Origin of the sequence: Bradyrhizobium embrapense, assembly GCF_001189235.2 — a bacterium.
Lineage (GTDB): Bacteria > Pseudomonadota > Alphaproteobacteria > Rhizobiales > Xanthobacteraceae > Bradyrhizobium > Bradyrhizobium embrapense.
In genome coordinates this window covers 99,429-114,100 of the sequence record NZ_LFIP02000007.1, presented here as the reverse complement: position 1 = coordinate 114,100, position 14,672 = coordinate 99,429, and the positions used below count along the sequence as shown (strand labels likewise).

Annotated in this window: 11 protein-coding genes and 1 riboswitch; of the genes, 6 read left to right on the top strand and 5 right to left on the bottom strand. The window is 58.2% G+C overall.

Annotated elements, in window-relative coordinates; genetic code table 11:
• The first annotated feature begins 1,954 nt into the window (after window positions 1-1,954).
• A complete protein-coding gene (locus AKN83_RS27855; protein ID WP_050404879.1) occupies window positions 1,955-3,106 on the top strand; it encodes an 8-amino-7-oxononanoate synthase in 1,152 nt (383 codons plus the stop codon).
• Window positions 3,107-3,657: 551 nt separating this feature from the next.
• Window positions 3,658-3,906: a hypothetical protein gene (locus tag AKN83_RS27850; RefSeq protein WP_050404878.1), complete on the top strand. Its 249-nt coding sequence runs from the start codon at window positions 3,658-3,660 to the stop codon at window positions 3,904-3,906.
• 690 nt (window positions 3,907-4,596) lie between these two features.
• Here AKN83_RS27850 and AKN83_RS27845 read toward each other — a convergent pair.
• Entirely contained in the window at window positions 4,597-5,340 is a 744-nt protein-coding gene (locus tag AKN83_RS27845; RefSeq protein ID WP_050404877.1) for a carbonic anhydrase, read from the bottom strand.
• An 11-nt stretch (window positions 5,341-5,351) separates the two neighbouring features.
• Complete coding sequence (locus AKN83_RS27840; RefSeq protein ID WP_050404925.1) at window positions 5,352-6,077, bottom strand: thermonuclease family protein; 726 nt, start codon at window positions 6,075-6,077, stop codon at window positions 5,352-5,354.
• Between AKN83_RS27840 and AKN83_RS39960 the strand changes: the two genes are divergently transcribed.
• Both AKN83_RS39960 and AKN83_RS27830 read left to right on the top strand, forming a co-directional pair.
• Window positions 6,040-6,459, top strand: coding sequence for a hypothetical protein (locus AKN83_RS39960; RefSeq protein ID WP_128089446.1), 420 nt, complete (start codon window positions 6,040-6,042; stop codon window positions 6,457-6,459). The genes AKN83_RS27840 and AKN83_RS39960 overlap by 38 nt on opposite strands.
• Before the next feature lie 471 nt (window positions 6,460-6,930).
• Window positions 6,931-7,107: a hypothetical protein gene (locus AKN83_RS27830; RefSeq protein ID WP_244485953.1), complete on the top strand. Its 177-nt coding sequence runs from the start codon at window positions 6,931-6,933 to the stop codon at window positions 7,105-7,107.
• Between the two features lie 452 nt (window positions 7,108-7,559).
• Here AKN83_RS27830 and AKN83_RS27825 read toward each other — a convergent pair whose 3' ends face one another.
• Window positions 7,560-8,384 (bottom strand): nodulate formation efficiency C protein, encoded by an 825-nt coding sequence (locus AKN83_RS27825; protein ID WP_244522124.1) that lies wholly within the window; start codon window positions 8,382-8,384, stop codon window positions 7,560-7,562.
• A 228-nt stretch (window positions 8,385-8,612) separates the two neighbouring features.
• On the opposite strand from AKN83_RS27825, the gene AKN83_RS39955 reads away from it, so the two are divergent.
• Together AKN83_RS39955 and metE are read left to right on the top strand one after the other, a co-directional pair.
• Window positions 8,613-8,768 (top strand): hypothetical protein, encoded by a 156-nt coding sequence (locus AKN83_RS39955; RefSeq protein WP_157113598.1) that lies wholly within the window; start codon window positions 8,613-8,615, stop codon window positions 8,766-8,768.
• Between the two features lie 782 nt (window positions 8,769-9,550).
• Window positions 9,551-9,752, top strand: a riboswitch (cobalamin riboswitch).
• Window positions 9,753-9,850: 98 nt separating this feature from the next.
• Entirely contained in the window at window positions 9,851-12,196 is a 2,346-nt protein-coding gene (gene metE / locus AKN83_RS27820) for a 5-methyltetrahydropteroyltriglutamate--homocysteine S-methyltransferase (RefSeq protein WP_050404924.1), read from the top strand.
• Between the two features lie 713 nt (window positions 12,197-12,909).
• Here metE and hemN read toward each other — a convergent pair.
• Complete coding sequence (gene hemN / locus AKN83_RS27815; RefSeq protein WP_050404873.1) at window positions 12,910-14,262, bottom strand: oxygen-independent coproporphyrinogen III oxidase; 1,353 nt, start codon at window positions 14,260-14,262, stop codon at window positions 12,910-12,912.
• A gap of 67 nt (window positions 14,263-14,329) precedes the next feature.
• Window positions 14,330-14,623 carry a hypothetical protein gene (locus tag AKN83_RS27810; RefSeq protein ID WP_050404872.1) on the bottom strand — a complete coding sequence of 98 codons (294 nt, stop codon included), beginning with the start codon at window positions 14,621-14,623 and terminating at the stop codon, window positions 14,330-14,332.
• Window positions 14,624-14,672 lie beyond the last annotated feature (49 nt).

Genomic DNA, 14,672 nt, shown 5'->3' with positions numbered 1-14,672 from the left:
ATCGGCGCTGCCCTTGAATTTGGACCGGTAAGCAAACAACTGCGGCGGCAGCATCCGTCCTCACCCGTTTGACCAGGACTGCGAGAGCTGGCGATAGCGCTGGCTTCCCATCTCTTCTCAAACAGGGAGTTGTGAGGCCTCACGAACCTGTTGATCCGTTTATCGTCTCACCAGCAATCGATGTGCCATCAAACAGGGCCTGCTAGCTGTGTTTCCCTAAAAGTAAATCGCGTGATACGAGCCGGGTCAGCGGGGTGTTAGCGCCAACTCTGTCTGGTTCCAGCCACATCGTGTCATCAAGCGGACAGGGCGCGAGGTGAATGCAGCGATTCGCCAAGCAAATGACCGAGACGGGCGCGTCCTCGGTCGAGATTCATCAACAGGCAAAGGCACCCAAGATACAAACCGAGCCAAGAGACTGCGCGACTGCCCGGTGTCCGACACGGCAGCGTCTGCCGGTCCTTGCTGGTGAGATCAGTGCTATATGACAGCTCAGATAGCGATCGGTGTTGGTGCGTGCGGGTGTCCCTATATGTCGCCGCTGCCCGTTGTAAGGAAGCTCCGTGCAAAGCTAATATTACCGCCCAATGCCAGCACGCGCCCGCATTTGTCGCTGCTTACTCTCGGCGCCAGCCAGAAGAACGACCTAACTCCCGTGCCTCCTCACTGCACGTGCAACGGGCCCTGATTAGAGCTCGCGAGGTGCCCGATGGCAAATGCCAGGCGAGCAGACCTTCAGGCCTCACCATCGGTCAAACCTGTACCGTCGAAAGTCCGAACCCGCGTACCGTACCAACCATTGTACATGCGGCGAGCTCTTCCTTTTCGATTTCCGGAAGCGTTTTGAGTTCGGAAGGAGTGGACGCCTTCCGAATTAATGCGACACATCGGCAGTCAAGTCTGCCAAGTCAGATCATTCGATCTATCCCAGCGAAGCGGTGCGAGTTCCGGTCTGCCGTCGAAACTCGCTTGGATTGAACTCATTCGTGTCGATGAACAAATCACGTCACGAATCCTGAGACATCCGAACTCGCGGCCCAAACCGGTCAGAACGTGACTGTTGCATTGGCTGCACCGCGACGCTGCTCCGGTTGCCGCGATGCTCGCCGCAAGGTTATCAGAGCGGTTGGCGTTAAAATTGGCAGTGGCCTTGGGAACGGTTCGTACGCATCGAACGATTATGATGCAATTGGATCGCACTCACTGTCGTAGTGCGCGGCTGTCCGGTTCGTGCCGAGGTTGCGCGCGAATGGCAAACGATAATCTGCCAACTTGACTATCCAAGAGTAGAAGAGCGCGCAGCGCAAGGCGCGTCCTCTCATTGGGCCTCCTCGGTGAGGCGTTTTTGGGTGCAAGGGATTAAAGGCACAGGTGTCTTCCTGCGATGTCGCGGATTCAGCTGCGGCGGCAGCAGCGCCGGAGCGGGCGAGCGTACGGAGACCTGGTGGAATGCCGGTTCTACTTGACTGTCGGTGGATGTGGCTCACCTTGAGGGCGGTCATTTGGGAACGTCCTTGAGACATTCGAGCGCGCGCTAGTGGTCGTGATGGCCCATATCGAAAGGTGCCTCAGCAACGCTCCTGGTCATCGCGTCGACCGACCCGACGGAAGCTATCGCGGTGCTTTGCCGTTCTGGCCAGAATGCCGTAGAACGTCCCGCAAATGCGTCGCGCTCCAGTGATCGAGCCAGATTGTTGGACAAAGACTTGATCGATAGCGCGGCCGCGTGGCCAGTATAGCCGTTCAGCGGACAAGATGTAACTTATAGGAGCCGAGACGACGGTGGCTATGTACGTGATCGAAGCGCTCCGAAATCGGGACTGGCGGCTTCGATAGACGGGCTGCAGCCATGGGAAGGCGCAAAGGTCGCGCGTACTCTGCTTGAGGGCAGGCAACTGCGTTCTGCGCGGCGTACCCTCGTCTTCCCGTTCGATGGCATAGGCTGGATCAAGCAATGAACTTAACTCACCAGAGCAAGCTTCATCGGTATTCCGCGGCCGTGGAAGCTATGAGAGAAGAGGGCGGGCGGCCCGGCCTCACGGCACGTGCAGGTGTTGATTTTGCTTCGAGCGATTATCTAGCACTGGCTAGCGCGCCACGTATGAAGGAGGCTCTGTTCGCTGCGCTCAAGGCTGGTACTCCTATCGGAGCCGGCGGGTCACGGCTCCTGCGCCGCAATTGCGGGGAACACGAAGCCCTCGAAACGGAAGCGGCGCGGTTCTTTCGCGCGGAGACAGCGCTATTTTTCGGTAGCGGTTACATTGCAAACTTTGCCATTTTGACAACGCTGCCGCAGCGAGGCGATCTGCTGGTTCTCGATTCGCTCGTGCACGCCAGCATGCATGAGGGGGCGCGCGCGGGCCGAGCTGAGTTCCGGATAGCCGCCCATAATGATCCTCAATCTGTTGAAGACACGATTGGCGATTGGCACGCCAAAGGCGGCGTAGGGCGCGTCTGGATTGCGATCGAGAGCCTCTACAGTTTGGACGGTGACTTTGCGCCGCTTGCAGATCTGGTTGAAATCGCTGAACGGTACGAGGCTTTCCTGGTTGTGGATGAGGCCCATGCTACAGGCATTTACGGCGAGCAGGGGCGGGGGCTCACAGCGCCCTACCAGGGATGCGGATATATTCTGGTGGTCCACACCTGCGGGAAGGCTCTCGGGGCGGCCGGGGCTCTTGTCACTGCATCGAGCGTATTGCGCGATTTCATGGTCTATCGGTGTCGTCCATTTATTTCCGCCACCGCGCCATCGCCCCAGATGGCAGTCGCTGCTCGGCAGGCCCTTTTAATTGTACAGGAGGAGCCTGAGCGGCGGCGACGCCTGATCGATCTTATCGATTTTGCACACCGTCAGCTCGCCATCTGCGGCCGCCCGACCCGTTCGAGCTCACAGATCATTCCTTACAGGGTTGGTGACAACGCACGCACAATCCGGCTAGCCGCTGCGCTGCAGGCGCGCGGTTTTGATGTCCGAGCAATACGACCGCCAGCGCCCCCGGGCAGGGCAAGGTTGCGGATTTCGTTAACGCTTAATGTCGAGCAAGATGATGTATCCGAGATGATCGATGCGCTGGTCGAAGAGACCTGGGGTAAGATACGGTGAGGTCCCACAATCATGATGCTTGTCGGCATCCGGATCGGTCAACGATCTTCCGAGGAATGGGCCGGGGCGCTGCGAATCTTCCCGCCGGTCGGTGATCGCGACGTTCCGTGCGCGTTAGTTCCGCTTTATGCGGCGCAAGTATGAACTCGACATAATTTCGACGAGGTTGCTCTTTCCGACACTGGCGGCTTCGTTGGCTGCCGAAGGAGAAAAAGCATGATGTCGACGCGAGTAGCACTGTTCATATCATCGGTTGGCTGGACAGCCATCTTCGTCGCAATTCTTCTGTATGTAATCTTTAGTCCTGCTTGATAGCCAGGATCGGACGGTACGCATCGTACAGGTTCTGAACCTGTTCGATATTGAAGGCGTACTGAAATCAATATACCCGACCGATCGCCGGATCGTACCCATGTCGCGCGGTCAGCAATCACTTTCACGGCCGCCGATGGAGCAGCGTCGCTGGAATGATCCCTGTTAAGCACAAGTCATCATGCTGCGAAGACAGCCAAGCTCGACAGATGGTTATCATCTGACGATGGAGCAACATCGTGACCGACATCGAGTTCGAGGCCAGTCAGTACGGCGCACTGGAGCAGGTAGAAACGGGTGAGGTTTTGGGTCTCAGCTACGGCGATAGCCAGCAGATGAGCCGCTTCCCCATGTTCTACGAGGCCTTCCACAATCAGATGGTAGCCTTCGATTTGTCGTATCGCCTGTGCTGGTCTTACGAGCCAAATCCGCGCGAATACGATTTTCGGTCATCTCTACAGCGCCTGTCACTACTTGAAGAATCGTGACTTGACCGTAGATTCCCTTTCCATGCTGTTCCGCTCGCTGACGCACTGAAACGGCAGTTCCAAAGAAACGGCCCCAGCGAGGGGGCACACGCTGGGGCGGTGGGCGACGCCTTGGAGGTGGCGAGCGTCACCAGATGAAGAGACAGCTCACACTAGCGATCGGCGCGACGAGTGAATCAGCCAATCCGACGAAGCTGTACTCGACACCGTCCATGTGATGATCAAATCTGAGCATGTCGTCAGTTTGCGGTGGAGCAGGTGTTCCCGCATTCACTTAGGCACGGCAGCCTACGTGACCTAAAAGAAAACGGCCCCGTAATCGCACGGATAGGCCACCCCAAATCCCATCGGTTACCAAGGAGTGACCGGCGCAGTTTGTGGGGGACGCTCTATGCCGATCAACCGAGCCAAGCATTGGACGCCTGAGGATGACATTGCGCTGATCGCGCTCACCGGCGTACCGGGGCTTACGCTCCGAGAGATAGCCATTCACATGGGCCGCACCGAAGCGGCCGTTAGCTGCCGGCTGACGATTGTCAGGAAGGCGGCTCCATCAACACCGATCCCCCAAGTGTCCTAGTTTGTTCATCGAGCGTCCTAACTAGGACAGCACCGTATCCGCGAATGTTGTGTCAGTTGATTGAGGGGGCGAGGGCACACCGGCTGGACGATAGCGCGAAGGCATCAGCGTCAGCCCAATACGTCGACCCTGCCGGTTTCGAGCCGATATAGACCGCCGACGATCGCGAGTGTTTTTTGCTCAACAGCTGGGTTCAGGATCGGGCTGGCGGATTTGAGTTTATTGACGTTATCGATCACATTCTGCCGGATCACATCGGCGGAGCTATCACCTGGTTGGTGGCCGGTCCCTCTTACGGCAGGCGCAAGCGCGCTGACGAGGGAGCGGATATGTCCCGGTGCCGGCTTGCCTTCGTCAAGCGAGTTGATGGTGGCCTCTATCGCGCCGCAGTGATCGTGACCGAGTACCAGGATCAACGGCGTGTTCAGTACGGCGACTGCGTACTCCAGGCTCGCTAGCGTGTCATCGTTGACGAAGTTACCGGCGAGGCGGCATATGAACAAATCACCAAGTCCGCTGTCGAAGGCAAGCTCGGGCGCTACCCGCGAATCGGCGCAGCTCAGAACCGCCGCATATGGATTCTGGCCATCGACTAAAAGTCGGCGCTCGCGTTCCAGATCGCGCCCTCGCGACGCGCTCTGCACATAACGATCGTTACCCTCCATCAGCCGCTTCAGTGCAGCATCGGGCGAGAGCTGATTATCCGGCTTCGGCGGCGCTGTTGCTTGCTTCGCGTCGACAATGTTGCCGGCAAACGGCACGACAGATGCCGAAAGAGCGAACAGTAACAGCGAGCGGCGGGATGGAGGGACCTCGGTCGGATACGGAGTGCCCTGTGGATAGTTTGCACGCATGGATAGGACCTCTATCGCGCGGCTCTATGCCAACCCATGGCTTCGGCCTCGTTTTCGCTACAGAACCAGCGTTCAGCCGGCTTCTTCGTCATGTCGATTTGTCCGTAACTGATTTGTCCCGGAGAGTGATACGTGCGCTCGCCGTTACCGTCGACGGTGCCCTTTATCACGCAGTCGGGGGAGGGCGGGTCAGATAGCAGAGCAGATCCGAGCAGGAGTTCCTGGGCTTTGTTCGGCACCGAGCTCGCGCCGACAATGATCGTGCTCTTGTTGCGGCGGCGCCAGTCCCAAGGGGTGATGAATGCCCCCGACCACAGGCCGGCAAAGGCATTGCTCGCCACCACCTCATTGATGAGGTAAACATGCGCGGATGGACCGGATGACAGTGCCCAGCCGGAGCTTACCATCCAGGCGTTCACGTCCTGGCCCTCGACGAAGCAACTGCCGAGAAACCTGCCGTACTTGTCTACTCCTGCGGTCTGACAATCCCATATTCGTCCATTCGAGTAGTTGATAAGGGCATCACGAGCAGCTACCCCGCAGGCCCATTTCTGACCATGAGTATCCAGGCAAATCTGATCAGTCTCGGGGGCCTCGATACCGGAGAGCCGAATTCGCGTTTGCGCGATCTCTATCGTGTTGGCGTCGAGGATTTGGGGAGCACCGCTCAGTTTCGCCGCGCAAACGGGAGACGCGATGATGGCGAGCAATGCTGCCATCATTACGCGGTACTTCATCCTGATATCCTTTCGCTCTTGGTTCATCGGCTCACAACATCGCAGCGAACTGGTGTCGTCACAGCCGACTGCTGAGCGCACAGGTCGTCGTCTGGTCGGCATCTTTCGACAATGCTTTTGGAAGCGCTTTTGTGGAAGCTTGCTTATACTTTCAGCCTACGACCTGACGCTGGGTGAGATTCAAGAGATTTCTTCGGGGGTATTTTCCGATGCGGCTCTGGGATCCGAAGCTCGCTCCCTCTCTCCCGGACATATTCCCGCATGTTTTCAGCGCTGGACTCACGACCCGGGAAGGGCGCTTGGCACGCTATTTCTCCAAGGGCTCGGAAAAAGCGGTCGTGTGCTAGTCTTCACCGCCGAGCGGAAGAAGCCGCACTGCTAAGTCTCTATCGTTCGACAGGACTGCACGCGGTTAATGGTAAGGAAAGTGGAGGCTTGGCAAGGCACGATTAGAGTGATTGCTCAAAAGAGATCGGCCTCTCGATTGGTTCCACGGCACAGAGCAACCATGCTTCACTTACACGGTGGGCCGCATCCGCGACCGTCATTGCCCTGAAACGCTGCGCGCGAAATGACTTCCATAGGCCTGGCCGGCCGTCGATGCTCGTCGAACGGAAGAAAGCACGGTTCGGCGTAGCGTGCGGAATGATGTGGGACGGCTTTTACGGGCCGCGGTGCAAAGGCGTCCTCGCACTCTTGCGAGTTGCGATCTGGTCGCGATTTCAGAGCGATGAATTAATCCACAACACGTGTCTGCAGTCAGGCATTGCGGCATTCGCGCTGGCGGGACTTGGGCGACTCACGCTAGTCATCATGTTCAACCGCCTCGCCGCACAATGGGATTGAAATGGTTATGGCCACCCCCGAATTGCCGGTCTCTTGTTACGCGCTAGAAGTGGACGGCCGGCTCAAGGCCGAATTCGCAACCAGAGACGGCGCCCGGGCTGGTGGAGCAGAACTAAAGAAGCGTTTTCCCACGCTTCAAATCAAGATCTATGACGCGCAGACGAATGCGCGCGAGGAAATTTAGATTAAGCTCAGTTCGATCTTTCATCCTCGCAGCAAGGCTGCGGAGCTCCTCGCCGGGGGCACTCGGGAAAGGGTCCCGCCGCCATTGAGGATGCCGGCGTCGCTATCACTGCCCCGTTCCCGGGGTCCCTCTTAAACCGGTCTCGTCGCTGCACTCGCTCCCGCGGGTGCTTGTTGGTCGCGCGATGCGCTGCGCGCACGCCGGGTCGGGCTTGGCCTCAGCATCGCCTCGCTTGGTCCGTGAAGCATGACACGTCGCGCTGGCGAGAGCGGATGTGTCTTTTTGTGCTGGTTCCGCCGCCTACTCGTCCGAAGAGGCGAGCGCCATCCTGATGCCTGGCTTTCTCGATTGGGGGCTTGCAGGCCGGAGAAAGACTTGCCTGCTGCTGGCATAGCTGGACGCGTCACTATTTCAGCGTATCGGTCTTGCTGTTGGCCCGACCCGCTCGGTGCTCAAGGAGTAGCGCTGCCGTCCTGATTATTTGCCGAGGCCTTTCGCACCCCCTCCAACGCCTCCCGTTCGTTTGGCTCTATGTGACGGAACCAAGAGCCGGGAGGAGAGGTCGCAATCCTCTTGGCAAGGAAAGATTGCGGCTCCCAATCGTGCCCCTCGCGCTTCTCGAAGGTGATGACGCCATTCTCCGTAAAATAACGCGGGCCTGGTATGTTGCAGTTCACCAACAGCAGAACGCGCCAACGGTTCGCTTTCTCGGTCGGCTTATCATTCGCCGCCGTCACGTAATCCACGACAACAGGTTCGATGATATGACAGCGGCCGCGCCGCAGTAGATCTCCGAGCTTGCCCCGCGCGGTCGTCACAAAGTTGAAATTGACCGGATCATGCAGAAAACGAAGGTTTGCGTCTTTTTCTCCGTCGGTGACTTCACTGGCGATGAGTGAAAGCGCGAGGGCACGCCAGCCGAGTTCGATGGGCTTTGCATAGGGAGACGCAACTTCAATCTTTCCGTCGGTCCCCACCTTCCAGGTAATAACGTAATGTTCGTCTGATATGTTATCCTGGCGTCTGGTCCAGGAAAGATAAACATACTCGGTGTGGTCGATGCCTTCGGCGATTCCCCAGTTTCGAGGGACGAAGTGAGCCACTTTCGAGACTTTGGAAACAATGTGCTCGATTGTCTCACCGTCTCGTGCTCGCCAGGTTGACTTGACTCGCTCGACAAGCGCGTTTTCGCCGGCTCGCGCACTGTTGCCCGTCGCAACCAGGCCAGCAAGGAAAATCAGCAATTGACAGAGACAAAGCGTGGCTCTTGCAGACATTCTCTTCATAGCGGCAGGACCATCGGTTTTGCATCCACACGTCAAAGCGGCAGCCTTCAATGCTATCCTCGATTGGAAGAAGTTAGCGGCAACGTGACGCGGGCGCCTGCCGATGTCCCGCGCGAGCAGGCGCAGCCCACTCGACGTCACGCGCCGCTAACTTCAGTGGGCCAGCGACAACCTCAATTTGCTGTGCTGGACCTGCCCAGGGGGAGAAGCCCGGGCATCTTGAGCCTGCATCCTTCGTGCCAGGAAATACCCGGTAAATCGCGCCGGATTCGTGCAGCGTTTGTCGGCTTTCCGACCTCCGCTCGTTTCAATGTTTCCAATCCGCCGATCAGCGCGGGCTTGCTCAGCTTTGTCGCGCCGATCTTCGAGGCGTAAGCGAAGGGCGCTGCCGGTTTACGGATGAGAAATCGGGAAGCATTTTTAAAGATTGTCGGACCGTCCGGTCGGTGTGGTCACCCGAACGCCCGCGATCTCTACCGGCTCGCAAACGATAATAAGCAAAAAACGCTCATCATCGCCGGGCGTTGGAATCGTTCGGAAGCCTACGCACACGGTCAGTCGTCCAGCTGCCTCGATTACGCATTCATGGTTGGATGAGCCGCTGTTTCCAGTCGCGCCGGCCGGGTAAGCGAAAAGCGATCAAGTCGCGCTAGCTTCCTCTCAAGTTGCTCAACATTCTCGAGAGCGTCTGACTGACGGATTGATTCATGAACGCTGTCAGCAGCCTCCTGAACAGGCTGACCGCAAAGACGGTGACAGCAAATACGCCGACGGCGCTCCAAACAGCCATTTTCATTACGGGCCTCCCCAGTGTGCGTTGAGGCGAATCGATATGCGTGCCCGAGTATTATCGGCATCAGAGACCGCAAGTCGCCTATCAGGATTGGTGGGCTCATAAGTCAACATGCGCGCCGGGCATGCTGATGAATGGTTGCGCAGATGTTTTGCCCCCGGCGGCGATTCTCGACTGTCGAGAGACAGGATGCTGGCGCGTTGGAAGCGCCGCGAATTGCGCCTTCGACAATTCTCTCGACACATGTATCGGAGAGAGCTTCCAATCGTGGTCAACTTTCGGCGTTAAATGGCCATTGGAGTCACCGATGGCGGCATTGAAGTGAGAGTGCCATCTGAGAGGTTGACGGAAGCGGTCTGTAGCCGATAATCCAAGTCGTCGAGGTTCTCCGGTCGCGCTTGATCCGGAGCTAAGAGGGAAGCCGGTGAACAGGCCGGCGCTGCCCCCGCAACTGTAAGCGGCGAGCCGCTGTCCAACAAAGTCACTGAAGCCTGTGCGGCTTCGGGAAGGCCGGACAGCAGCGATGACCCGCGAGCCAGGAGACCTGCCTCGACCACATATACGTCCACGGGCGGGGTGTCCCGGTGGTGCGCCAAGCAACCGCCCTCGGGCGATTGTGCTAGCGTCCGCCATGGCCTTTGCCCCCAACTACGGGGTTAGCGCTATGTCTCTTCTCTCCCTTCCGGTTGCCACGCTTGGAACGCCACGGATCGGTCCAAGGCGCGAGCTCAAACGCGCGCTTGAAAGTTACTGGGCCGGCGCAGTCAGCGAACAGCGATTGCTCGAGGACGCAGCTGGCCTGCGCGCTGCCAACTGGGCCCGCCAAAACTCCCTCGGTGTCACTGTCATTCCGTCGAACGATTTCTCGTTGTACGATCAGGTGCTCGACACCTCTGTCATGGTTGGTGCTATCCCGGAAGTCTACGCCTCGGAAACCGAACCGGTTTCGCTCAAGACGTACTTCGAGATGGCCCGCGGTTCACAGTGGGGCCGCCAGACTGCGAGTAGCAGCCACGGATCGGGTGGATATGGCGCACCCGCACAGGAGATGACCAAGTGGTTCGACACCAACTACCACTACATGGTCCCTGAATTTCATCGGGGACAGACGTTCCGCCTGTCCTCGCGAAAGCCTATCGAGGAGTACGAGGAAGCTAAGGCCCTCGGGTTCCAGACCCGCCCTGTGCTGATCGGGCCGGTCACATTCTTGAAGCTTGGCAAGAGCGCGGATCCTGCGTTCCAGCCGCTGTCGCTCCTGGACGAGCTGATACCGGTCTATGTCGAAGTTCTGCAAGAACTGGCCAAACGGGGAGCAAGCTGGGTTCAATGCGACGAGCCCTGCCTGGTCCTTGATCTGGAGGAGGGGACGCGAAGATCATTGCTACACGTCTACGATCGGCTCACCAGGGAAGTTCCTGACGTCAAGATCATGATCGCGAGCTATTTCGGCGATCTCGGCGATAATCTGGACACGGCTTTGAACATGCCCGTTGCCGGACTGCACGTGGATTTGGTCCGCGCGCCGAACCTGTTGGGCCGAATCATTGCTGCCCGCCGAAGTGACCTCGTCATGTCCCTCGGCGTCATCGATGGGCGAAATGTATGGCGGTCAAACCTGTCGACGCTCCGCCAGCAACTGGATCCCGTGATTGCGAAGCTGGGCAGAGGTCATGTCCAGATTGCTCCGTCCTGCTCGCTGCTTCATGTGCCCGTCGATGTTGAACTCGAGACCGGACTTGAACCCGATCTCAAGAGCTGGCTTGCCTTTTCGGTACAGAAGATGCGTGAGCTTGCGATCCTGGCGCGGGCACTCGCGGGCGATCACGATGTCGCTGAAAGTCTTGCTGAATCGCAGTCGGCCGTGACGTTCCGCCGGACTTCACCAAAGATCCGCGATGCCGATCTCGCGGTGCGGATGCGAGCTATCGACCAGGCCATGGGCCGGCGCGCCAGCCCATTTGTCCGTCGAGCCGACATCCAACGCAAGCGCTTTGGACTACCGGCCTTTCCCACCACGACGATTGGATCCTTCCCGCAAACCCCAGAGGTCCGTAATGCGCGCGCAGCACATGCGCAAGGCGCCATAAGCGACGAGCAATACGACAAGTTCCTCAAGGAGGAGACCGCGCGCGCTCTGCGTTGGCAGGAGGACATTGGTCTGGACGTCCTTGTGCACGGCGAGTTCGAGCGTAATGACATGGTGCAGTACTTCGGCGAGCAACTCGCCGGATTCGCATTTACCAGGAATGGTTGGGTACAATCCTATGGCTCGCGCTGTGTCAGGCCACCGATCCTGTTCGGAGATGTTTTGCGGCCAAAACCGATCACGGTCGATTGGTGGCTCTACGCGCAATCATTGACTAGTAAGCCGGTAAAGGCAATGTTAACCGGACCGGTGACGATCTTGAACTGGTCGTTTGTTCGCGATGATATTCCAAGAGGCGAGGTCTGCCGGCAGATCGCTCTGGCGATCCGCGACGAAGTCCGCGATCTCGAGATAGCCGGTGCGAGCATGATCCAGATCGACGAAGCGGCCCTCCGCGAAGGGTTGCCATTGCGCCGATCGGAGTGGGCGGCCTACCTTCAATGGGCCGTCGATAGCTTCCGCATTTGCTCATCAGGCGTTGCAGATCAGACCCAGATTCATACGCATATGTGCTATTCGGAGTTTAATGACATCATCGACGCTATTGCTGCGATGGATGCGGATGTCATCTCGATCGAGACGTCGCGCTCGAAGATGGAGCTGCTCGACGCGTTCAGGAACTACAAATATCCCAATCAAATTGGGCCGGGCGTATATGACATCCATTCTCCCCGCATTCCCGAGGCGAGCGAAATGAAGGAGCTGATAGCATTGGCTCGGCAGCGGCTGCAGGATTCGCAGCTCTGGGTAAATCCGGACTGTGGTCTAAAGACGCGCAAATGGGAGGAGGTTCGCCCGGCGCTGATCAACATGGTCGCCGCCGCCCGGCAACTGCGCGCGGCCTCCGATCGGACAAGTCATTGATCCTACTCTCTCTCTCTCTCCCTCTCTCTTCCCGGACGCTGACCCGCTCATAACGCGTTTGCTCTCTGGATCATCTCGACCGAACTCGGACAAAAGAAGCCCGGCCGCGCTTAGCCGGCCGGGCGAAAGTTAAGTCTGAGGGGAGCGATGCGGACACATCGCCGACTTCCATCGGCGGAGGGAGGACAGCCGATGGTTCGATTGCCGGCGAGGACATCCGCCGTAAATCGCCCCCAAGTTGAAGCACGGATCAGCATAGCTCAATCATGCTGTGGTATGCGACCGATGTCATCGAGTATTGCAACACTAGACTAAGGTTTGCTTGGAGCATCCGGTCATAATGGTTTGTCGAGGCGAGCAAAGACTGCGGCTGGCGACACCCGACCGGCTTAGTACCGACCAAGGCGAATGCAATTGGCGGCGCTTTCTTGCCGCCGGATCAGCGCGACCATGCGAGCAAACGCGACTGCAAGAAGTACTCGAGCAACCGATGCATGATCCTGTCTGGCTGCGCAGGCAATCTGTCCGGTTCCACTGTAACGAAGGTTTGGGAACCTGTTCGGAATGGATGGGCGGATCGATACGCGCGACCATGAAAGTGGTGGACAAATAGGATGATCCACGATCACGAGATCGGCCCGCACCGGGCATAAGCCAGTTCACTGGTGACCGAAGTGCGGATTGCTAGAGTGGCAGGCCCGCCGCTCACACGATTAGACCGCCGCGCTGTGCATAGCCCCGCATCGAGCGAGGTGAGCGTCGAACGCGGAGGCGACGTTCCGGACCAGAAACCGCGCGCCATCGACTACGGAAAGCCGGCCATCTTCGACTACGACGGCGCCATCTGCGATAAGGCTGTCGAGCCCGGGCCGATCGACAACAGCCGAATTCGGATCCCTGCCGTGACGGCGAGACGTCTCGGAGAGATCGATTGTCATGTCGCACATAATTCGTTCGATGATCTCCGCCCGATAGCGATCATCATCAGTCAACAAATAGCCTTTCGCGGCCGCGAGCCGATCCTCGGTGATGCGAGCGAGGTAGTCCCTGGTCGAGACAGCATTCGCGACGAACCCCTGCTGCAGCCGGCCGATGGCGCTAGAACCGAGGCCAATAAGCGCAACTGCGCTATCGTCAGTATATCCCTGGAAATTGCGGCGCAATCTGCCTTGCTTCGCTGCCACAGCGAGATTGTCATGCGGCAGGGCGAAGTGATCGAGGCCTACGCGTACGTATCCAGCGTCAACCAAAGTGTGAGCTACCATCTCGGATTGGAAATAGCGCTCGACACTGTCGGGCAGAGTGGATTCGTCGATCTTGCGTTGATGCTTCTTGAAGGTTGGGACGTGCGCGTAACCAAAAGCCGAAAACCGGTCCGGATATAATTCGAGGCATTTGCCGACGGTATCCAGGCACGAATCGACCGTCTGCCCGGGCAGCCCATACAGCAGGTCGAAATTGATCCGGCAAATGCCGGCGTGGCGTAACCGCTCGACCGAAATTGCGGTCTGTTCGAAGCTCTGCCGGCGGTTGATGGCCTGTTGGACGATTGGGTCGAAGCTCTGCACGCCAAGGCTTGCCCTGTTGACCCCGCTATAGCCCAGGGCTTCCGCCATCGCATTGCTCAACTTGCGGGGATCAATCTCGACGGCGATCTCAGCATTAGGCAGAATGGCGAACGAATAACGCAACGAGCCGACCAAATCGGCGAATGCTTCAGGTGTCAGGATCGTCGGCGTGCCGCCGCCGAAGTGAATATGAGAGATTGCCTGTCGTTGGCCAATGGCATCTGCAACGAGGTAGGCTTCAGTGCGCAATCCAGCTGTATAGATCGCGATCGGATCGTCGCGTTTCGTGACGGATGTATGGCAGCCGCAGTACCAACACATGCTTCGGCAAAATGGCACGTGCACGTAGAGAGAGGCGGACTGCTGGCCATCGAGAGACTTGAGCCAAGCTTGATAGTCGAGCTCCCGAACTGATGCCGAGAAGTGAGGGGCGCTCGGATAGCTGGTGTAGCGCGGTAGTCGGTGCTGCCCGTAGAATTGTGCTAGGTCCGGTCGCATTGCGATGCCTCTCTCGCTCTCTGGGCGCCCGATTATCGGACAGGGGCTTGGTAAGCTTTGCGCTGCCTCAAATATCGCGGTTACTGATGGGCTGGCCGGTGGGGCATGCCAACGGCGCATACATCATATTTTGAATTGTGATGAAGCGGTCCGCGGCAAGGATGAGCTTTCTTGGAAATGCACCTCCCATCATGGTCAGATCGAGCGAGAAAACCGGACGAAACGAAGCAGCAAACGAACCATTAATTGACGTCGGACAGCTCTGCTCAGAAATGTCCGTTCGCGCGATGCCAATGCTCGTGGCCGAGCCTGTTACGGTCACTGCCTTATGCCGAATCAGACCGCCTTTAACGTCGGCCATGCCGCTTGCGCCGCCAGTTAGAGCAAACGATCATCGGGCGGAGAAGCAT

Bases quoted from the DNA above. Each gene is read 5' to 3' on its own strand.
- AKN83_RS39960 (WP_128089446.1), top strand. From the start codon at position 6,040: ATGGCGAGCAATGCTGCCATCATTACGCGGTACTTCATCCTGATATCC.
- AKN83_RS27855 (WP_050404879.1), top strand. From the start codon at position 1,955: ATGAACTTAACTCACCAGAGCAAGCTTCATCGGTATTCCGCGGCCGTG.
- AKN83_RS27845 (WP_050404877.1), bottom strand. From the start codon at position 5,340: ATGCGTGCAAACTATCCACAGGGCACTCCGTATCCGACCGAGGTCCCT.
- metE (WP_050404924.1), top strand. From the start codon at position 9,851: ATGTCTCTTCTCTCCCTTCCGGTTGCCACGCTTGGAACGCCACGGATC.
- AKN83_RS27810 (WP_050404872.1), bottom strand. From the start codon at position 14,623: ATGGCCGACGTTAAAGGCGGTCTGATTCGGCATAAGGCAGTGACCGTA.
- AKN83_RS27830 (WP_244485953.1), top strand. From the start codon at position 6,931: ATGGCCACCCCCGAATTGCCGGTCTCTTGTTACGCGCTAGAAGTGGAC.
- hemN (WP_050404873.1), bottom strand. From the start codon at position 14,262: ATGCGACCGGACCTAGCACAATTCTACGGGCAGCACCGACTACCGCGC.
- AKN83_RS27840 (WP_050404925.1), bottom strand. From the start codon at position 6,077: ATGAAGTACCGCGTAATGATGGCAGCATTGCTCGCCATCATCGCGTCT.
- AKN83_RS27825 (WP_244522124.1), bottom strand. From the start codon at position 8,384: ATGTCTGCAAGAGCCACGCTTTGTCTCTGTCAATTGCTGATTTTCCTT.